Origin of the sequence: Pannonibacter anstelovis (genome assembly GCF_036881715.1) — a bacterium.
Taxonomy (GTDB): Bacteria; Pseudomonadota; Alphaproteobacteria; order Rhizobiales; family Stappiaceae; genus Pannonibacter; species Pannonibacter anstelovis.
In genome coordinates this window covers 346,804-366,280 of sequence record NZ_JBAKBF010000003.1, presented here as the reverse complement: position 1 = coordinate 366,280, position 19,477 = coordinate 346,804, and the positions used below count along the sequence as shown (strand labels likewise).

At 62.4% G+C, this 19,477-nt stretch carries 19 protein-coding genes; 6 read left to right on the top strand and 13 right to left on the bottom strand.

Annotation, left to right across the window (positions count from 1 at the left end):
* Positions 1 to 42: 42 nt before the first annotated feature.
* On the top strand, positions 43 to 765 hold the full coding sequence (dnaQ, locus tag V6L75_RS06965; protein WP_334250785.1) for a DNA polymerase III subunit epsilon: 723 nt from the start codon (positions 43 to 45) through the stop codon (positions 763 to 765).
* A 125-nt stretch (positions 766 to 890) separates the two neighbouring features.
* Here dnaQ and V6L75_RS06960 read toward each other — a convergent pair whose 3' ends face one another.
* On the bottom strand, positions 891 to 1,877 hold the full coding sequence (locus V6L75_RS06960) for a 2-hydroxyacid dehydrogenase (RefSeq protein WP_050474026.1): 987 nt from the start codon (positions 1,875 to 1,877) through the stop codon (positions 891 to 893).
* A gap of 268 nt (positions 1,878 to 2,145) precedes the next feature.
* Between V6L75_RS06960 and V6L75_RS06955 the strand changes: the two genes are divergently transcribed.
* Positions 2,146 to 2,700, top strand: coding sequence for an SH3 domain-containing protein (locus V6L75_RS06955; RefSeq protein WP_334250784.1), 555 nt, complete (start codon positions 2,146 to 2,148; stop codon positions 2,698 to 2,700).
* 99 nt (positions 2,701 to 2,799) lie between these two features.
* Here the strand turns inward: V6L75_RS06955 and fabI are convergent, their stop codons facing one another.
* The 3 genes from fabI to fabA form a co-directional block, all read right to left on the bottom strand.
* Positions 2,800 to 3,612, bottom strand: a complete 813-nt coding sequence (fabI, locus tag V6L75_RS06950) for an enoyl-ACP reductase FabI (RefSeq protein ID WP_334250783.1) — start codon at positions 3,610 to 3,612, stop codon at positions 2,800 to 2,802.
* A gap of 77 nt (positions 3,613 to 3,689) precedes the next feature.
* Complete coding sequence (gene fabB, locus V6L75_RS06945; RefSeq protein ID WP_334250782.1) at positions 3,690 to 4,904, bottom strand: beta-ketoacyl-ACP synthase I; 1,215 nt, start codon at positions 4,902 to 4,904, stop codon at positions 3,690 to 3,692.
* Between the two features lie 110 nt (positions 4,905 to 5,014).
* Positions 5,015 to 5,521 carry a 3-hydroxyacyl-[acyl-carrier-protein] dehydratase FabA gene (gene fabA / locus V6L75_RS06940; RefSeq protein ID WP_026355663.1) on the bottom strand — a complete coding sequence of 169 codons (507 nt, stop codon included), beginning with the start codon at positions 5,519 to 5,521 and terminating at the stop codon, positions 5,015 to 5,017.
* Between the two features lie 498 nt (positions 5,522 to 6,019).
* Here fabA and irrA point away from each other — a divergent pair, with 498 nt between their 5' ends.
* Positions 6,020 to 6,460: an iron response transcriptional regulator IrrA gene (gene irrA / locus V6L75_RS06935; protein ID WP_050474023.1), complete on the top strand. Its 441-nt coding sequence runs from the start codon at positions 6,020 to 6,022 to the stop codon at positions 6,458 to 6,460.
* Between the two features lie 4 nt (positions 6,461 to 6,464).
* On the opposite strand, the gene V6L75_RS06930 is transcribed toward irrA, so the two are convergent.
* Both V6L75_RS06930 and nth read right to left on the bottom strand, forming a co-directional pair.
* Positions 6,465 to 7,001, bottom strand: a complete 537-nt coding sequence (locus V6L75_RS06930; protein WP_334250781.1) for a GNAT family N-acetyltransferase — start codon at positions 6,999 to 7,001, stop codon at positions 6,465 to 6,467.
* On the bottom strand, positions 6,998 to 7,810 hold the full coding sequence (gene nth, locus V6L75_RS06925; RefSeq protein WP_334250780.1) for an endonuclease III: 813 nt from the start codon (positions 7,808 to 7,810) through the stop codon (positions 6,998 to 7,000). The genes V6L75_RS06930 and nth overlap by 4 nt, the downstream gene beginning before the upstream one ends.
* Positions 7,811 to 7,832: 22 nt before the next feature.
* On the opposite strand from nth, the gene V6L75_RS06920 reads away from it, so the two are divergent.
* Together V6L75_RS06920 and V6L75_RS06915 are read left to right on the top strand one after the other, a co-directional pair.
* Positions 7,833 to 8,372 carry a DUF2244 domain-containing protein gene (locus V6L75_RS06920; RefSeq protein ID WP_334250779.1) on the top strand — a complete coding sequence of 180 codons (540 nt, stop codon included), beginning with the start codon at positions 7,833 to 7,835 and terminating at the stop codon, positions 8,370 to 8,372.
* A 90-nt stretch (positions 8,373 to 8,462) separates the two neighbouring features.
* On the top strand, positions 8,463 to 9,107 hold the full coding sequence (locus V6L75_RS06915) for a DUF2799 domain-containing protein (protein ID WP_334250778.1): 645 nt from the start codon (positions 8,463 to 8,465) through the stop codon (positions 9,105 to 9,107).
* Between the two features lie 15 nt (positions 9,108 to 9,122).
* Here V6L75_RS06915 and V6L75_RS06910 read toward each other — a convergent pair whose 3' ends face one another.
* From V6L75_RS06910 to V6L75_RS06885, 6 genes are all read right to left on the bottom strand, one after another.
* Positions 9,123 to 10,295, bottom strand: coding sequence for an MFS transporter (locus tag V6L75_RS06910; RefSeq protein ID WP_334250777.1), 1,173 nt, complete (start codon positions 10,293 to 10,295; stop codon positions 9,123 to 9,125).
* 309 nt (positions 10,296 to 10,604) lie between these two features.
* Entirely contained in the window at positions 10,605 to 11,888 is a 1,284-nt protein-coding gene (locus tag V6L75_RS06905) for a TRAP transporter large permease (protein ID WP_334250776.1), read from the bottom strand.
* Positions 11,885 to 12,415: a TRAP transporter small permease gene (locus V6L75_RS06900; RefSeq protein ID WP_334250775.1), complete on the bottom strand. Its 531-nt coding sequence runs from the start codon at positions 12,413 to 12,415 to the stop codon at positions 11,885 to 11,887. The genes V6L75_RS06905 and V6L75_RS06900 overlap by 4 nt, the downstream gene beginning before the upstream one ends.
* 5 nt (positions 12,416 to 12,420) lie before the next feature.
* The gene (gene dctP, locus V6L75_RS06895; RefSeq protein ID WP_334250774.1) at positions 12,421 to 13,407 is read right to left on the bottom strand and encodes a TRAP transporter substrate-binding protein DctP; all 987 of its coding nucleotides are present in this window, start codon (positions 13,405 to 13,407) and stop codon (positions 12,421 to 12,423) included.
* A gap of 39 nt (positions 13,408 to 13,446) precedes the next feature.
* Positions 13,447 to 14,409 carry a hydroxymethylglutaryl-CoA lyase gene (locus tag V6L75_RS06890; protein ID WP_334250773.1) on the bottom strand — a complete coding sequence of 321 codons (963 nt, stop codon included), beginning with the start codon at positions 14,407 to 14,409 and terminating at the stop codon, positions 13,447 to 13,449.
* Positions 14,406 to 15,593, bottom strand: coding sequence for a CaiB/BaiF CoA transferase family protein (locus V6L75_RS06885; RefSeq protein ID WP_334250772.1), 1,188 nt, complete (start codon positions 15,591 to 15,593; stop codon positions 14,406 to 14,408). Before V6L75_RS06885 ends, V6L75_RS06890 begins: the two co-directional genes overlap by 4 nt.
* Before the next feature lie 107 nt (positions 15,594 to 15,700).
* On the opposite strand from V6L75_RS06885, the gene V6L75_RS06880 reads away from it, so the two are divergent.
* Positions 15,701 to 16,633 (top strand): LysR family transcriptional regulator, encoded by a 933-nt coding sequence (locus tag V6L75_RS06880; RefSeq protein ID WP_334250771.1) that lies wholly within the window; start codon positions 15,701 to 15,703, stop codon positions 16,631 to 16,633.
* Between the two features lie 12 nt (positions 16,634 to 16,645).
* Here the strand turns inward: V6L75_RS06880 and mutS are convergent, their stop codons facing one another.
* Entirely contained in the window at positions 16,646 to 19,384 is a 2,739-nt protein-coding gene (mutS, locus tag V6L75_RS06875; protein WP_425498698.1) for a DNA mismatch repair protein MutS, read from the bottom strand.
* Positions 19,385 to 19,477 lie beyond the last annotated feature (93 nt).

Sequence of the window (19,477 nt, the reverse complement as noted above, 5' to 3'; positions counted from 1 at the left end):
GGAATACTGGCGGATGCCGGTGCATCAGGATGACAGACTGCCATGCGCGAAATTGCCTTCGATACCGAAACCACGGGCCTTGACCCGCGCAGCGGCGACCGGCTGGTGGAAATCGGCGGTGTGGAACTGATCAATCATGTCGCCACGGGCCGCACCTTCCACGTCTACATCAATCCGGAGCGGGATGTGCCGGAGGGCGCCTTCGCCGTTCACGGCCTTTCTACCGAGTTCCTGTCGGACAAGCCGAAATTTGCGGAAGTTGCGGATGATTTTCTCGCCTTCGTTGGTGACGCCACGCTGGTGATCCACAACGCTTCGTTCGACATGGGCTTCATCAACATGGAGCTGGGGCGGCTCGGCCGTCCGCCGATCCCGCAGAGCCAGGTGCTTGATACGCTGGCCATGGCGCGGCGGAAATTCTCCTCAGGCCCCTACTCGCTCGACGCTCTCTGCTCGCGCTTTGGCATTGATAATTCCCGCCGTACCAAGCACGGCGCGCTTCTCGACAGTGAGCTGCTGGCGGAGGTCTATCTGGAGCTGCTCGGCGGCCGCCAGACAGCGCTGGGGCTTATGGATGAGGCGGAACGCAAGTCCAGCAGTGCTGACGATGTCTCGGGCGGCCCACTTGTTGCAGCCCCCGCCCGCCCCCGGCCCCAGCCACTGGCACCACGGCTGACAGAGCAAGAAAAGGCCGCCCACGCGGCTTTCATCGCCAAGATGGGTGACAGCGCCCTCTGGAAAAAATACGAGCCTGCGGCGGAGTAAGGGGCTGGAGAGCTGTGCCTTGTGGAGGCGTCTCCACTCAGCACTCCGGAATCAGGCAACAAACCACCCAACAAAAAGGCCGGAGAGCATCCCCTCCGGCGTCATTTCGTATCCTGTACCGCTCCTCAGAGCATCGACGGCAGCACGCGGTCCGGCGGGCGGTGGCCGTCCATGAAGGTCTTGATGTTGATGATGACCTTCTCGCCCATTTCGATACGGCCCTCGATGGTGGCCGAGCCCATATGCGGCAGCAGCAGAACGTTCGGCATCTGCGCCAGCTTCGGGTTCACCGCAGGCTCGTGCTCGAATACGTCGAGGCCGGCGCCGGCCAGATCGCCGGACTCCAGCTGGCGGATCAGCGCGGTTTCGTCGATCACTTCGCCACGGGCCGTGTTCACCACATAGGCGTCCTTCTTCATCAGCTTCAGGCGGCGGGCCGAAAGCAGATGGAAGGTGCCGGGTGTGTGCGGGCAGTGGACGGACACGACATCCATGCGGGCCAGCATCTGGTCGAGGCTGTCCCAGTAGGTCGCTTCCAGCGCATCCTCGATATCCGAATGCAGGCGGCGGCGGTTGTGATAGTGGATCGACATGCCGAAGGCCTTGGCGCGGCGGGCAACGGCCTGGCCGATCCGGCCCATGCCGATGATGCCGAGGCGCTTGCCCCAGATGCGGCGGCCCATCATCCATGTGGGCGACCAGCCGGTCCACTCACCCTTTTCCATCACCTTCATGCCTTCCGCGATCCGGCGCGGCACGGCGAGGATCAGCGCCATGGTCATGTCGGCGGTGTCTTCGGTCAGCACCCCCGGCGTGTTGGTGACGTTGATGCCGCGGTTGTTGGCGCTGACCACGTCGATATTGTCGACGCCATTGCCGAAGTTGGCGATGAGCTTGAGGTTTGGCCCGGCCTGGGACAGAACGGCTGCATCAATCCGGTCCGTGACGGTGGGAACCAGCACGTCTGCCGTCCGCACGGCCTCCACCAGCTCGGCCTGCGTCATCGGCCGGTCGCTTTCGTTGAGGCGGGTTTCGAACAGCTCTCGCATCCGCGTCTCGACCACATCGGGAAGCTTGCGCGTCACGACAACCAAAGGCTTCTTTTTGCCCATGCCACTAGCCTTCTGCGTTGCGTTGAGGGTGCTTTAACCCTCACGGACCTAGGTTCTCACCATGCAGTATTCCCGCATGGCGGTTCGCTCCTGTTTTCCTTATCAGATGGCCTGCGAGAAACAAGGGGACCAGCCCTTCGGTCAGTATCGACCTTGGTCGGGTGCCGCAGGATTCAGGCGGCATTAGAGGGACAAAACCGCGCTGCTGATCTGGCCACAGGGGATGGCTTTCGCTAAAGGGAATGCTGAAGTGGTGAATGAGGACGGTATGACCCGGTTTGATCAGACCTTGTCTGGCACGATAGCCCGCAAACTCCAGCTGTTTGTTATGGCCGCCGCAGCTCTGATGCTCGTTGCGCCGCAGGTTCTGGCGCAGACTGCTCAGACCGGCTCAACTGGATTGCCGCTTCCCCGTTTCGTCAGCATCAAGTCTGACCGGGCAAACGTGCGTATGGGCCCCTCGCGCGAGCATGAAGTGTCCTGGACCTATGTTCAGGGCGGCCTGCCGGTGGAAATCACGCAGGAATTCGAGAACTGGCGCCGTGTGCGCGACTGGGAAGGCAAGGAAGGCTGGCTGTTTCACACCCTGCTCTCGTCGCGCCGGACGGCGCTCGTGACGCCCTGGGAGCAGAGTGAGAACACTCCCCTTCATTCCGAGCCCGCGGCCGAGGCTGCGATCAAGGCCTATCTTGCCCCCAAGGTGCTGACGGACATCAAGTCCTGCAACGGCACATGGTGCCGCGTTCAGGGCAAGGGCTATGACGGCTGGGTGGAGCAGGTGCGGCTGTTCGGCGTCTATCCGAATGAGAAGATCAGCAACTGACAGGATGCCGTTCTTTCAGCAGCAGACATGACAAAGGGGCCGCGCGGGCCCCTTTGTTGTTTCACGAGACTGTTTCACGTGAATCCTGTGGCAGGACGATCAGTCGTCGCTGCGGTCCTGACGCTTCAGCTCGTCGAGACGCGGCATGGACACGATGTTGTAGCCGCTGTCGACGAAATGAATCTCACCGGTCACGCCGCCCGAAAGTTCAGACAGGAGATAGAGGCCGGAGCCGCCGATCTCGTCCAGCGTCACGGTGCGGGCCAGCGGCGAGTGGCGCTTCTGGAAATTGTACATCAGGCGCGAATCCGAGATGACCGAACCGGCGAGCGTGCGCACGGGGCCGGCGGAAATCGCGTTGATGCGAATGCCCTGCTCGCCGTAGTCCATCGCCAGGTAGCGCACGGAGGATTCCAGTGCCGCCTTGGCAACGCCCATGACGTTGTAGTTCGGCATGACGCGGGTGGAGCCGCCATAGGTCAGCGTCACCACGGAGCCGCCGTCCGGCATGATGGCCGCTGCGCGCTTCACGATCTCGGTGAAGGAGAAGCAGGAAATCAGCAGCGCCTTGTTGAAGTTTTCCCTGCTGGTGTCCGCATAGCGGCCGCGCAGCTCGGTCTTGTCCGCATAGGCAATGGCATGAACGAGGAAATCGATCTTGCCCCACTTTTCCTTCAGCACATCAAAGACGTTGTCGACGGAAGCAATGTCTTCCACGTCGCAGGGCAGCAGGATGCTGGAACCGATGGACTCCGCCAGCGGCTTGATGCGCTTCCCAAAGGCCTCGCCCTGGTAGGTGAAGGCCATTTCAGCGCCATGTGCCGCAAGGGTCTTGGCAATGCCCCATGCAATGGAGTGATCATTGGCGACACCCATGACAAGCCCGCGCTTGCCCTTCATCAGCCCTTCCATAAAAAACTCCTGTCGGACTGCTCATGAGGCGGCCGGAAGGCTTCTCGAAAGCCCCGGCGCGCCGGCAATCAATCTGTTTAAGCGTATCGTTTGAAAACCACGGAGGCGTTGGTGCCGCCAAAGCCGAAGCCATTGGACAGAACGCAATCAAGCTTGGCGTTGTCGACGCGCTCACGCACGATCGGCATATCCGCAAAGGCTGGGTCAATGGTTTCGATATGGGCCGAGGCAGCAATGAAATTGTGCTGCATCATCAGGATCGAATAAATCGCTTCATGCACGCCTGCGGCTCCCAGCGAGTGGCCGGAGAGAGCCTTGGTCGCGGAAATCTGCGGGATCTTGTCGCCGAATACGGCACGAATTGCCTCGATTTCCTTGACGTCACCGACCGGCGTGGAGGTGGCATGCGGATTGAGGTAATCCACCGGCAGATCGACCGTGGACAGCGCAAGGCGCATGCAGCGTTCGGCGCCCTCGCCGGACGGAGCCACCATGTCGTAACCGTCAGAGGTTGCGCCATAACCCACGATCTCGGCATAGATCTTGGCGCCGCGGGCCTTGGCGTGCTCCAGCTCTTCGAGAACCAGCACACCGGCACCGCCGGCGATGACGAAACCGTCGCGGTTGGCGTCATAGGGGCGCGAGGCGGTGGATGGTGTCTCGTTGTACTTCGAGGACATGGCGCCCATGGCGTCGAACAGGGAGGAGAGCGTCCAGTCCAGTTCCTCGCCGCCGCCGGCAAAGACGATGTCCTGCTTGCCCCACTGGATCAGCTCGGCTGCATTGCCGATGCAGATGTTGGTGGTGGCACAGGCTGCGGAGATGGAGTAGTTCACGCCGCGGATCTTGAACGGGGTGGCCAGCGTCGCCGAGTTGGTCGAGGACATGGCTTTCGGCACGGCCGTCGGCCCGATGCGCTTCGGGCCTTTTGTGCGGGTGATGTCCGCCGCTTCCACGATGGCGGGGGTGGACGGGCCGCCAGAGCCCATGATGATGCCGGTGCGCTCGTTGGAGACGTCGCCATCCTCAAGGCCTGCATCGGCAATCGCCTGCTGCATGGCGATGTAGTTCCAGGCGGCGCCCTGACCCATGAAACGGGTGGTGCGGCGGTCCAGCGCCTCGAACGGGTTGAGCTTCGGAGCACCGTGCACCTGGCAGCGGAAGCCGAGATCGGCGTATTCCTGCGCCCTCACGATGCCGGAACGGCCCGCCTGCAGGCTCTCCAGAACCTCCTGAGCCGTGTCGCCAATCGAGGACACGATACCCATGCCGGTAACAACCACCCGCCTCATCGCGGTCTCCTGTCTTTCCAGGCTGCCTTTGGCCTTACGGCGCGGCAGCGAACTCATTCGTCAGATGTTGGATGGGCGCGGGCAAGCCGCACCCATGGGCTGATATGGTATCAGGTCTTGGCGAGGCCAACCCGCAGGTCGGTCGCCTTGTAGATCTGCTCGCCATCGGCCTTCAGCCAGCCATCCGCGATACCGAGCACGAGCTTGCCCTTCATGATGCGCTTGAAATCGACGCCATACTCGACTTTCTTGACCGACGGCGTGACCATGCCCTTGAACTTCACCTCACCGGTAGACAGGGCCATGCCCTTGCCCTCAAGGCCGAGCCAGCCAAGGTAGAAACCGGTCAGCTGCCACAGGGCATCAAGGCCGAGGCAGCCCGGCATCACCGGATTGCCCTGGAAATGGCAGGGGAAGAACCACAGGTCCGGATTGATGTCGAACTCGGCGCGCGCAAAGCCCTTGTCAAACTCGCCGCCGGTCTCGGAAAGCTCCGTGATCCGGTCAAACATCAGCATAGGCGGCAGCGGCAGCTGCGCGTTGCCGGGTCCGAACAATTCCCCGCGTGCACAGGCAAGGAGGTCTTCATATTCGTAGCTCGAGCGCCGTTCGGTCATTCCGTTCCCGTTTATCTTCTTGTTTGCCCGCCCGGTGAGGCTTGCATTCTCTGCCGCAGGGCAGGCGGTTCTTAAGTCATGTGTTCGAGGCCTTCCTAACACAGCAGGTGCAGCTTCGAAAGATCACCAAACGCCAAAGAAAGGCGAAAGCGCGGCCTGAAGGCAAGGATATCGCTGCGTCATTTGCTGGCGGGGTCTTTCCTGGGGCCCAGTTGCGCCTCCCACCCGGCCTGACCGTGATGTGCAAGGCTCTCCCTGCGGCCCGCCCCGGCCGTTTCATCGTACCGGCGTGAGGTCTTGTGACCGGCAATCCAAGGAAAAACTTGCATTCCCGGTCCAAGAAATGGCAAAATTGGATTGTTGATATGAAAAAGTCCCCTACAAAGGGCCATAGAGACCATCAAGACAGGCCTTCAAAGCACGCGCTGCGAATGCCTACGAATAGCACTAGGTTCCGCCGCTGAGGCTGGCCGACGAGACAGAGATCCAAAGTCAGACATGACCGCGCCCGATCACGCCGACCACCACCACAGCCATGATGTGACTGAAATGCTGCGCGATTCCGGGCTGCGCCCGACGCGTCAGCGTGTCGCTCTTGCTGAATTGCTCTATTCCAAGGGCCACCGCCACATCTCAGCGGAAATCCTGCATGAGGAGGCGGTCCGCGCCTCCGTGCCGGTATCGCTGGCCACGGTCTACAACACCCTGCACCAGTTCACCGAAGCAGGCCTGCTGCGTGAAGTCGCCATCGACGGCACCAAGACCTATTTCGACACCAACGTCCACGATCATCATCACTTCTTCATTGAAGGCGAGAACCGGGTCGTCGACATTCCGCACGACGGTATCGGCATTGGCCGCGTCCCGCAGGCTCCTGAGGGCATGGAGATCGTGCGTATCGATGTGGTGGTGCGGGTGCGTCCTAAGGGCGCAGCCTGAACTTTCAGGCCTCGCGCTCCCATCTTTCCCTCTCGAGGCAATGCAGCAATTGCGGCCGTCCCGGTGCATTCGGCAGACGGTAATCCTGCACGGCCACATCAAAGCCAAGCCGGGCCAGCAGGCTGTTTGAAGCCCCGTTCCCCGGACTGGTGATGGCGAGAATGCGTGGCAGGGCCAGCGCTCCAAAGCCATAGGCGAGCACGGCCCGGGAGGCCGCCATGGCATGGCCCTGTCCGCGCGCTTCCGGCAGCAGCGCATAGCCCAGATCCGGCAGATCCAGATTGTCACGCTTGGCCAGCCCCGCCATGCCCAGCGCCTCGCCACCTGGCTTGTCCGAAATCACCCAGAAGCCATAGTTGCCCCGCCGGTATGCTGGCCGGATGGCACTGCGGATGTAGTTGCGGGCATCTTCGATCCGCTTCACGCCGCGGTCACCGATATGTTCGATGAACGCATCATCATTCATGAGCCGCATGAGGAAGTCAGCGTCTGACAGTTCGAACTTGCGGAAGGAAAGCTGCGGACAGTCCGGAAGCATCATGATGCAGGCAGTGCCTCTGCCTGCCGTGCGGCAATCTCCGCCGCCGTGCGCAGCGCGATGTCCGGCACCGCATCCATCGGCACCTTCTCATGGCTCTTGCACAGATCGTAGATCAGGCAGCGTGCGCATTCCGGCTTGCGGGCCTTGCAGATATAACGGCCATGCAGGATCAGCCAGTGATGGGCGTGCAGCCCATATTCGGCCGGCACGATCTTCTCCATCGCCAGTTCCACAGCCAGCGGCGTTTTGCCGGGAGCGATGCCGATGCGGTTGCCCAGGCGGAAGAGGTGGGTATCGACGGCGATGGTGGGATGCCCGAAGGCCATGTTGAGCACCACATTCGCCGTCTTGCGGCCAACGCCTGGGAGAGCCTCCAGCGCCTCCCGGCTTTCCGGAACCTCGCCGCCATGATCGCGCAGCAGCTGTTCGCACAGGGCGATGACATTCTTCGCCTTGGTCTTGAACAGGCCGATGGTGCGGATTTCCTCGCGCACCCGGTCTTCACCCAGTGCCAGCATCTTCTCCGGCGTGTCGGCGATGCGGAACAGTGTCTTCGTGGCGCGGTTCACGCCCACATCCGTCGCCTGGGCCGACAGGACCACGGCGACCAGCAGTGTGAAGGCGTTTACATGGTCCAGTTCGCCCTTGGGCTCCGGATTGTCCGTGTGGAACCGGTCGAAGATCGCGTGGATCTCGGCCTTCGTGTAGCGGGGCGCGGCCTTCTTGCGCCGCGCCGGAGCGGGCGTTTTCGCCACCGCAGCAGCGGTCTTGCCCTTCTTTGGCGCTTTTGTGATCTTTGCTTGCGTCATATCTCCTCTATAAAGCTTTCTCATGAGCGGCACCAAGAGCAATCCTGAAGGTCCTGATGACGCGGCGCCCGCGCCGGGTGAGCGGCCGATCTTTGCTGCGGTGCTGACCCCGCACCGCTCGCTGGGGCCGAAGGGCTTTCTGGTACTGATGCTGGCCACGGGTGCCGTCTGTTTCGTCTCGGGGCTGCTTTTCCTCTCCATTGGCGCCTGGCCGGTCTTCGGATTTTTCGGGCTGGATGTGCTGCTGGTCTGGGTCGCTTTCCGGCTGAACTATGCGGCGGCCAACCGCTGTGAAGAGGTGACGGTCAGCGCGCATGAGATTATCGTCCGCAAGAGCGGGCCGGGCCGCCAGCATCAGGAGTACCGGTTCAATCCCTTCTGGGCGCGCCTGTCGGTGACGCGGCTTGAAGATGAAGGCGTCACGCAGATCACCCTGAGCGCTCGCGGCGACACCATAGGTATCGGTGACTTCCTCAACCCGCCGGACCGGACAACCTTCGCCATTGCCTTTGCTGCGGCCATCGCTGATGCCAAGGCGGGGCGGGTTCCGGCCGTTTCCTGATATTGGACCCATAATTTGCCGTAAATCTGCCTTCCGGTTCCCCTCCGCACGGCTTATCACTCTTGTCTGGGCATCTTGGGGAGATTTTGCATGAAATTCTGGCTGGGGGCCGCTGCGGCCATGGGCATCGCGCTGCTTTTGAGCGGTTGCGACACGGTTTCCAAGGAACAGTGTCAGGCCGGGGACTGGCGTGCGCTGGGCCGGGCGGATGCTGCTTCGGGTCATGCAGCAAACCGCATCTCCAAGGTCGCGGAAGATTGCGGCCAATATGGCATTTCCCCGGACCCGGCGGCCTATCAGTCCGGCTGGCAGGAGGGTGTGCAGATCTATTGCACCCCGCTCAACGGCTTCAACATTGGACGGCAGGGCGACAGCAAGGGGGATATCTGCCCGCCGGCCCTGGCTGGTCAGTTTGAATATGCCTATCAGCTCGGCAGCCGCATCTATTCCGCCCGCCGCGAGGTTGAAAATGTCGAGTCCCGGCTGCGATATCTGGAATCCTCCACCGACAATGCCCGTTTCGAGCTGTCGCGGCTTGATTGCAGCTCCGGCAGCGCCGATGAGCGCAATGCCTGCCGCCAGAAGGCAGACCGCATCCGCGACCGGATCAGCGATGGCCGGTTCGAGATCCAGGATCTGCGCTTCCGCCTGATGCAGCGTCAGGGCGAATATGCGGCTACGGAAGCGGCCGTCAACGCCGAGGCCCGGCGCGTCATTTCCGGTTACGGCGGCTGAGGCAGCACTGGCACCTCAGCTTGAACCCCGCGGCGGGCGAAGCTGGCTGAGGGCCACCAGTACGGCAAGGCCGCTGCCGGCCGCCACGAAGACAACGGTGCGGAAATCGAAGGCGCTGGCAATCAGGCCCATGGAAACAGAGCCGATGAAAGAGCCGAGAAAAAGCCCGTTCATGTAAAGCGCTGTCGCCCGGCCTGGCTTGTCCGGGGCATAGCTCTGCACGAAGGAAATCGCGACCCCGGCGAAAAGGCCGTAGTAGAGCCCCTCTATGGCCGAGAGGATCACCACATGCAGCACGCTGCTGATCTGGGTGAACAGCAGGAAGGTGACCACCGCCAGGAGCGAAGCACCGTAGAGCACCGTCCTTGAGCCGAACCGCGCAGCAATGCGTGCAGCAAGGAAGATTGCGATCACCTCGACGATGCACTTGAAGGACAGCGACAGACCAGGCGTATAGCCGGGCAGGCCCACTTCCTTGACATAATAGAGAGGCATCGCGGCCGTGAAGAGCACATTGCCAACGGCAAAGAGCGTACAGGTGAAAGCCGCCAGCAGAATGGGCCAGTCAATCCCCTCAAGAGCAGCCGTGCCACGCTGGCGCTGCGGCGCGCGGAAGTCTCCCGGCACGCCCAGATGCCACAGCACAAGCCAGATCACCGCTAGGCCCGCCGAAATCAGATAGGCCACGCGGAAACCTGCGAGATCAAACAGAATGAAAGTCATGGACGGTCCGATGACCCAGGCCAGCGATACCACCATGCGCAGCCAGGCGTTATACTCCGTGACCTCGATGCCGGTGCGTTCGGCGTAAAGGCGGCCATAGGTGAACTCGGTCGCGGTGGCTCCGTTCGCCACCGCCATGATGGGGGCACCGGCAAGTACCAGCACCGGGAAATCCGGAATCGTTGCCAGCAGCAGAGCCATGGCCAGATAGGCCAGGATCGAGATCAGCAGCAGCGGCTTCACCGCCACCGCGCCATCCAGCTTTTCGCCAAAGGTCCGGTTCACCACCATGGTCAGCGGGGCCACAAGGCCGGTATAGAGCCCGATCTGCCAGGGCTCCTGCTTCAACCCTTCGACAATGAAGTAGCCCATCGCCGGTATGAGCGATGAAGTGCACAGCGTGCCAAAGAAGACGAGCAGCAGAATGAGAACCGCCTGCCGTGGCAGGTTCAGAAGGAAAGACATGGGGCGATCCGGGCCGGGCATACCGGCAAGGGGCAAGACGCAGCAAAACGGTCTGTGCCTTGAATGGAGAGACCGTCATCATAAGGTGATTTGGCAGCCCGGTGCCAGTCCTTATGACAGCTCTCGATGAGCTCGACTCATCGAGAGCTGATTAAGCCCGTGCGGCGCCTGAGCATTTTCAAGGCGTGATGCGTCAGCATCGAAAGCATTGGTATTAGTGGTGAAAGCAAAGCCCCCGGATGGTGCCCGGTCTGGGGCACCCCGGGGGCGCAGTTTCGCGATTTTTCCCGTGATCAGGAAGTTTCCGTTCTAGCGGCCAAATCCGGCCTGTTGCGGCAGCCAGAGGGCCAGCTGCGGAAACAGCCAGACGACGAAGAGGCCGAAAATCAGGATGCCAACGTAAGGCGCTGCGCCGCGCATGATCTCGATCAGCGGCGCACCGGTGATCCCCTTCAGAACGAAGAGGTTCATGCCGACGGGTGGCGTGATCAGGGCGAGCTCAAGGTTGATCATCAGCATGATGCCGTACCAGATCGGATCAATGCCGAGGGCCATCATCGCAGGCAGGATGATCGGCGTCGTGATCAGGATGATGGCAATCGTCTCGAGGAACATGCCCAGAATGAAGATCGCGATCATGACGGCCAGAATGAAGCCGGTCTGAGACAGTTCGAGCGCAGCCACAGTCTCCATCACCTCGGCCGGAAGCCGGATGATGGTGATGGCATGGCCGAACATGCCTGCAGCCGCGATGATCATGAACAGCATGGCGCAGGTGCGCATGGTCTCCCACAGACACTCGCCAAGGTCGCGCAGCGAGACATTCCGGTAAACGAGAACAGCGACCAGCAACGCATAGGCAGCGCCCACGGCTGCCGCTTCTGCGGCCGTGAAGATGCCGAAATAGATGCCGCCAAGAATGACCGGGGGCATCATGACGGCCCAGATCGACTTCCAGAAGGCTGTCAGCACCGCGCGCGCGCCCGGCCAGTCCTGCGCCTGTGTTTCGCCATGGGCGTTCGCTTGCACCCAGGAGAAGACGGCAAAGAAAAGCGCGATCAGCAGACCGGGCAGGATACCGGCAAGGAACAGGCCGCCGATCGAGGCATTTGTGACGACGGCATAGAGGATCATCGGTCCTGACGGCGGGATGAGGATGCCAAGGGTGCCACCTGCTGCGATGATGCCGTATGTATCGCGCGGACGGTATCCGAACCGCTGCATCTGCGGAATGGCGGTGGTGCCGATGGTGAGGGCGGTTGCCATGGACGAGCCGGAGATCGTGGCAAAGATCGTGCAGCAGAGGATCGTGGCAAAGCCCAGCCCGCCCTTGACGTGACCGACGAGCTTGTTCGACATCTCGTAGAGATCATCGACGACCTTCGCCTTGATCATCACATGCGCCATGAAGGCGAACATCGGGATGGTGGCAAGCAGCGGATTGTTGAGAGAGGCGAAAACCGTATCGGCCATCGCCCAGACCTTGACCTCGAACGCCCACAGAATGGCAAGGGACGTGAGGCCAAGAGCGGCAAAGATCGGCATGCCGGTCAGAAGCAGGACGATCAGCGATCCCAGGATGACAAGGGTCATGCGCGGCCTCCACGCAAGAAAAGCAAGAGGCGCGCGAGGCACACCAGTATGATCAGGACGCCGCCAGCGATTAGGGCTGATTGCGGAATCCACATGGGCAACTCGAGATAACCCGGCGAATAGGCGCCGAAACGGCGGGAGAAGGTCACTGTGTGCCAGCCGGTCACCAGCAGGGCGGCCGCAAAGACCAGCACCGAAAGTTCTGCCCAGACATCGAGCCAGCGGCGCAGCCATGGTGGTGCCTTGTCGAGAATGATGTCGATACGGATATGGTCGCCCCGCCGCGATGCCTCGGCAGCACCGAACATGACGATGGCCACGACGAAAAAGCCGGTTGCCTCTTCGACACCGGCGATGGGCTGGCCAACCACGTATCTCATCCAGACGCCGGTGCCGGTGATGACCAGCACCAGCAGGATCAGGACAGAACTCACGACACCTCCGGCGCCGGCAACCACGGCGGCGAAACGGTCGATGGGCGAGGAAGAGGCGCGTGCCTCCTCCTCCTTTTCAGCAGGACCTTTCATGGGCGCTACTTGATCTTCGCAATCAGCGCCAGAAGCTCGCGGCCTTCCTCGCCGGTCTCGGACGCAAAGCCCTCTTCAAAGGCCGGCTGCATCGCTGCACGGAAAGCCTCGTTCTCTTCGCTGGTGGCGATGTGAACGGTCACGCCCTTTTCCTCCAGCTGCTTCGGGGCATCTGCGGAGGCTTTCTCCGAGGCTTCGATGGCCCAGCCCGCAGCCTTCTTGCCCGCTTCGTCAAGCGCTGCCTTCTGGGTGTCAGACAGTCCATCATACCAGGACGGTGTCACATAGCCGTGGAGATAGGCCGCAAGGACGGGCACCACGGTCATGTGGTCCTGCACCTCGTAGTAGCGGCGCGAATAGGCGGCTGCCACATCGGTCACGGCAGCATCAATCACGCCGGTTGCCAGCGCCTGATAAACCTCACTGCCCGGAAGCGACACGGTCGAGGCACCCATGGCCGTCAGGCCACGGTCGAATGCAGGCCCAAGGCCACGCATCTTGATGCCCTTGAAGTCATCCGGCTTGGTCAGGGCCTTGCCCTTGGACGTGAAGACGCTGACGTTGGTCTGGAACATCCATGCGATGTTCTTCACGCCCTTGTCGAGCAGCTTGCCTTCGAGATAGGCCGCAGCTTCCGAGTCCGGCCACTTCTTCCAGGCCTCGATGGAGGACATGGTGTAGGGGCCAATCGTGACGTTCATCAGTGGCAGCGTCTTGCCCCACTGGAAGTTCAGCGAGAAGGCGCATTCAATCTCGCCCCGCGCAACGGCAAGAATGTTGTCATTGGCCTTCACGAGGCTGTCTGCGCCGAAAACCTGCACGTCGATCTCGCCGTTGGACAGGGTTTCGACTTCTGCCGCCCATCTGTCGACGACCTCGGCGATGTGATGGCCGGGCGGCAGCTGATGGCTGCAGCGCATGAGTTCCGCCGCACTGGCTGCGCCTGTCATGGCTGTTGCTGCGAGCAGCGTGGCAAGGAATGTCTTCGTCATCATGGTTTCCTCCCGGTTTTGACCTTTTTTATCTCAGGCTCATATTGTCCCTGCTCCGGCGGCCCCTGCTCCGGTGGCATGAGGCAGCCCTGCACGGGCCAGCTGGCCGTACAGCGTTTCTGAAGGCATTTCGCGTTTCAGAATCTCTCGAATCCCGATCAGTTTACCGAGGTCGATGCCGGTGGCAAAGCCCTTGGTTTCACACAGGAAAACGAGATCTTCAAAAACGGCGTTGCCGGTTGCGCCGGGCGCAAAGGGGCAGCCTCCCAGCCCTCCAAGCGATCCGTCGAGAATACGGCAGCCCGCATCGAGGGCAGCCGATGCATTGGCCATCGCCATGCCCCGGGTGTCGTGCAGATGAATGGCGGCGGCCCGGTCCCCTGCGATGGCACGCGTGCGCTTGATGAGCGCGGCAACCTGGTCCGGCCCGGCAAAGCCGACCGTATCGGCCAGTCCGACGATATCGGCACCTGCCTCAAACAGCGCCTCCGCAAGGGACAGCACCTCGTCCGGATCAACTGCACCCGAGATCGAACAGCCGAAGGCCATGGCGATACCGGCATTCACCAGCGGGCGGTGATCGCTGGCATCGCGCAGGGCGCAAAGCCGCTTCACATGCGCAATTGCCTCGGCGCGGGAGCGGCGGGTGTTGGCCTGTGAATGCGCCTCTGTCGCCGAGACAACGCACATGATTTCGTCCACACCAGCCGCCAGCGCATCATCCGCGCCACGGTCATTGAGGACAAGACCGACAGCATGGGCGCCGGGCAGAGCCTTCACTGCAGCCAGCACCTCGCGCACATCGGCAAACTGCGGAAAGCGCGAGGCCGGCAGGAAGGAGCCAATCTCGAAATTGCGCACGCCGGCGGCGTACTCAGAGTTGATCCACTCGATCTTGGCTGCCGTCGAGGGAAAGGACTTCACGAGCTGTAGGCCATCACGCAGCCCGACTTCGCGCAGCACCACCCTGTCCGCAGGATAGACATCGTGAAGCCGGGTCATGCCGCCCGCTCCTTTGCCTTGCCCCGTGCGGCGGCAATCTCCGCCGCATCAAAGCCAAGCCCGGCCAGTACCGTCTCCGTGTCCTGTCCGACCTGTTGCAGGTCACCGCCGCCCGTCAGCATCTCGCCATCCACTTCGAACGGCAGGGAAGGAGCGCGGAAGGTGGAGCCGTCCGGCATGTGGGACGTTGCAAGCCCGCCGGGGCGCATCACATGGGGATCGTCATACATGTCTGCGGGCTTTGCGATCGGCGAATAGGGAATGCCGAGGGCTTCGAATTGCCTGCCGAGGCTTTTAGCATCATGGGTGGCAATAGCGCTGGCAACGATAGGTATGGTCCAGCTGCGGGCGGTGATCTGGTCCATGCGGGTCTGGAGGCGGGGGTCGTCCAGAAGCTCCTGCAGACCCAGAAAGGTACAAAGCGTGGTCCACTGGCCTTCGGTCACGGCACCGACGAAAACCTGTTTTCCGTCCGACGTGTCGAAGATGTCGTAAACCGGCCAGGAGAAATCCCGTTCCGGCATCGGCGGCGGGGATGTGCCTTCGAGTTCGAACTGCACCATGTGCTGTGCAACGAGCAGCAGGCAGTTTTCGAACAGGCCAATGCGCAGGTTGCGGCCCTTGCCGGTTTCCTTGCGCTCCAGCAGTGCAGCGAGAACCGAGAAGGCACCAAACAGCCCGCCCATGATGTCATTCGCCGACGATCCGACCCGCAGCGGGCGGCCAGACGGCCCTGTCATATAGGCAAGGCCCGTCATCATCTGGACAACCTCGTCCAGCGCGGTGCGGTCCTGATAGGGGCCGCGCAGGAAGCCCTTGTGCGAGGCAACGATCAGCCCGGGAAATTCGCGGCGCAGCGTCTCGCCGTCAGCGCCCATCTTTGCCAGCGACTGATCGCGGAAATTTTCAATGAAGACGTCGGCGGTGGCCAGAAGCTTGCGGAGCGCGGCCTGGCCGCTTTCGCTGGACAGATCAAGCTGGACAGATTTCTTGCCGCGATTGAAAAGCGGGAACATCGGCCGGCCCATACCGGACAGGTAGCGGGTCTTGTCGCCCTCCGGCGGCTCGACCTTGATCACTTCGGCGCCGAGAAAGCCCAGGAACATGCCGCAGGACGGCCCCATGATCATGTGGCTCATCTCGACGATGCGGATGCCTTCGAGCGGCTTGAACGGTTCCGTCACCTGCTATTCCTCCCAGTGCCTGGCGGCAGCACGCAAGCAAGTTAGCGCTCGACTCGGAGTAGAAAAATTATAAACTTTATAAGGCTTCATTCTAAAAATGAGAAATCATGGACACGCGCCAGCTCCGCTACTTCGAGGCGATCTTTGAAAGACGCAGCCTCACGACTGCTGCTGGCGAGCTGCGCATCGCCGTCTCGGCGCTGAGCCATCACCTCGCCAATCTCGAGAGCGAACTCGGCCAGAAGCTCTTCCATCGCAGGCCACGCGGGCTTGAGCCGACGGCTGCTGGCGAGCGGCTTTACACGCACGCAAAGGCCATCCTGCGCGCCATGCAGGCCGCCGAAAGGGACATCAAGGCTTCAGGCGGCGAGGTCGCCGGTGACGTGACCATCGGCATGGCCTATTCGGCGGTCAAGGCTATTGGCGTGCCACTTCTGCGGCGGATTCTCAGCGGCTATCCGAAGCTCAACCTTTCGCTTTCCGAAAGCCTGTCCGGCACGACGCTCGCGCATCTGCTTGCAGCCGATGTGGACATGGCTCTGGTCTACAATCCCCCCGCAGACCCGAGGCTGAAATCGGTCCCCGTGCTGGAGGAAAGCATGGTGCTGATCGGGCAGGAGTCCATCATCGGGGAAACAGGCCGACCGATTGCTTTCCATGACACGCTCGGCCTGCCGATGATCATCCTGCGTCAGGGCATTTCGGCGCGGGCGCTGGTCGATGACGCAACGCTGCTGAAGAAGCTTGAAAGCAGTGCGCGCTTCCAGCTCAACTCGGTACATGTGATCGGTGGCGCGCTGATTGCGGGGCTTGGCTGTGCCATCGGCACGCGGCTGTTCCTGCAGGAGCACATCGAGACCGGTGCCCTGGCAGTCCGGCCCATCATCATGCCCGAACTGTCACGCACGCTGCATCTGTGCCAGATGGCAGACCGCCCGTCTTCCTATGCACTGGAAGCGGTGCAGCGGCTCGTCATCGAACTGGTGCATGAGGCCATCGATAGTGGATTATGGCAGGCCCGCAAGGTTGAGCAGGCCTGACCTTTTTGGGCCTCACCCCTTTGCCTTGAGGGCCTTCAGCCGGTAAAGCGCTTCCAGCGCCTCACGCGGGGTGAGGTCATCGGGATTGATCTCACCGAGCGCCTCCAGCACCGGATCGGCCTTGGCCACGGCAACGGCGGTCTTGGTGGTCTGGACCACGGCAGCAAACAGCGGCAGCTCGTCGATCAGGGTTTCCGCCGGGGAGCGGCGGTCCTTTTCCTCCAGCTGGGAGAGAACGGACTTTGCCCGCTCCACCACCGCCGCCGGAAGGCCTGCAAGCTTGGCCACCTGAATGCCATAGGACCGGTCTGCCGCGCCGGGGATGATCTCGTGCAGGAAGACCACGTCGCCGTTCCACTCCTTCACGGAGACGGTGGCATTGGTCAGCCTCGGCAGGCGCTGGGCCAGCGCGGTCAGCTCGTGATAGTGGGTGGCAAAGAGCGCGCGGGAGCGGTTCACCTCGTGCAGGTGCTCGATGGCCGCCCAGGCAATGGACAGGCCGTCGAAAGTGGCTGTGCCGCGCCCGATCTCGTCCAGAATGACCAGCGCCCGCTCGCCCGCCTGATTGAGGATGGCTGCCGTTTCCACCATCTCCACCATGAAGGTGGAGCGGCCGCGCGCCAGATCATCCGCCGCACCGACGCGGGAGAACAGCCGGTCCACCACGCCCAGATGAGCGCTGGCGGCAGGCACAAAGCTGCCCATTTGCGCCAGAACCGCAATCAGCGCATTCTGCCGCAGGAACGTGGACTTACCGGCCATGTTGGGACCGGTGATCAGCCAGATCTGGCCCGACGCTTCCTTGCCCTGCGGCCCCAGGTTACTGTCATTGGCCACGAAGGTGTCACCACCGCCGCGCCTGAGCGCCTGTTCCACCACCGGATGGCGGCCGCCTTCGATGGCAAAGGCAAGGCTCATGTCCACCTGGGGGCGGCAATAGTTTTCGTCCTGCGCCAGTTTCGACAGGGCAGCGGCCACATCGATCACGGCCAGCGCCCGGGCAGCAGCCTTCACCGGCTCGCTATCCGCCACAAGCTGCGCGGCAAGCCGGTCGAAGATCTCCAGCTCGATGGCCAGCGCCCGCTCGCCCGCGCTGGCAATGCGCGATTCCAGATCCGCCAGCTCCGTGGTGGTGAAGCGCATGGCGCCTGCCATGGTCTGGCGGTGAATGAACCGCGCCGGGTCTGCCGATAGCTTGTCCGCCTGTCCGGCCGGCACTTCGATGAACCACCCCAGCACGTTGTTGTGCTTGATCTTGAGCGAGCGCAGGCCCAGCTCCTCGGAATAGTCAGCCTGAAGCCGGGCAATCACCTTGCGCGACGCATCGCGCAGGTCACGCAGCTCATCAAGATTGGCATCGTAACCGGCCGCAACGAACCCGCCGTCGCGCTTGAGCAGCGGCGGTTCGGGATCAAGCGCACGGTTCAGCTCGGCGCCCAGATCATGGGGTGCGGCGGCAAGATCCCGCCAGGCACCGGCGAGTTCGGGCGGCAGATCCTCAGCGCTCTTCATCTGCGTCAGAATACGCGCCGTTGCCTCAAGCCCTTGTGCGATGGCCAGAAGATCACGCGGGCCGCCGCGCTGCATGGCAATGCGCGAGAGGGCACGAGCCAGATCGGGCGCGGCCTTCAGCTCGGCCCTCAGGCTGTCGCGCAGGATCTCGTTGTCGAGGAAGAAACCGATGGAGTCCTGCCGCGTGGCAATTTCCGCCGGATCGGTGAGCGGTCCCGCCAGACGGCTGGCCAGCAGGCGTGCGCCAGCGCCCGTAACCGTGCGGTCGATGGACGACAGAAGGCTGCCCTGCCGCTCGCCCGAAAGAGTGCGTGTCAGTTCAAGGTTGGCGCGGGTCGCCGGATCGATCAGCATCCGCCCGCGTGCAGCCTCCCGGGTGGGCGGGTCCAGCGGCGGGCGCTCGCCCAGCTGGGTCTTCTCCACATAGGCGAGAATGCCGGCCGCTGCGGTCAGCTCGGCGCGGGAGAAATTGCCGAAGCCATCCAGCGTCTTCACCCGGAAGTAACTCGCCAGCCGGTCTGCCGCCGTTGCCCCGTCGAAGAAGGCGCGCGGCACGGGCGAAATGGCCGAACCTTGTTCTTCCACCAGATGGCGGATTTCGTGTTCCTGCAGGAGATTGTCCGGCAGCACGATTTCACGCGGATCGATCTGCGCCAGATCCGCCGAAAGCCGCTGCAGATCCGTCTCGGCCACCTGGAAGCTGCCGGTGGACATGTCGATCCACGCCAGCCCAAAGACGCCATCGGCAGTGTCCGCGCCGGCGCGCAGCCTTGTCAGCGCCAGCAGGAAATTGTTGCTGCCCGCATTCAGCAGCCGCTCTTCGGTGAGGGTGCCGGGTGTGACAAGGCGGATCACGTCGCGCCGCACGACAGATTTCGAGCCGCGTTTCTTCGCCTCTGCCGGATCTTCCATCTGCTCGCAGACGGCCACCCGGTGGCCAAGGCCTATCAGCTTCTGCAGATAGTCATCCGCCGCATGCACCGGCACGCCGCACATCGGGATATCCTCGCCCAGATGCTTGCCGCGCTTGGTCAGCGTGATGCCCAGCGCCTGCGAGGCGATTTCCGCGTCCTCGAAGAACAGCTCGTAGAAATCGCCCATGCGGTAGAACAGCAGGCTGTCCGGATTGGCGGCCTTGATCTCGATGAACTGCGCCATCATCGGCGTTACGCGGGTATCGCCCGCGCCGGATGCGGCATCGTTCGGGGCAGGGGTATAGGGGCTCTGATCGGTCGGCATGTGCGGACCCTACCAAAGCCCTCCGCAGCTTTCACAGCTCCTGTGCCCAAAGGTGCCTTGAGGCGGTAATTTTCCGGGGATAAGGTCTTGGTC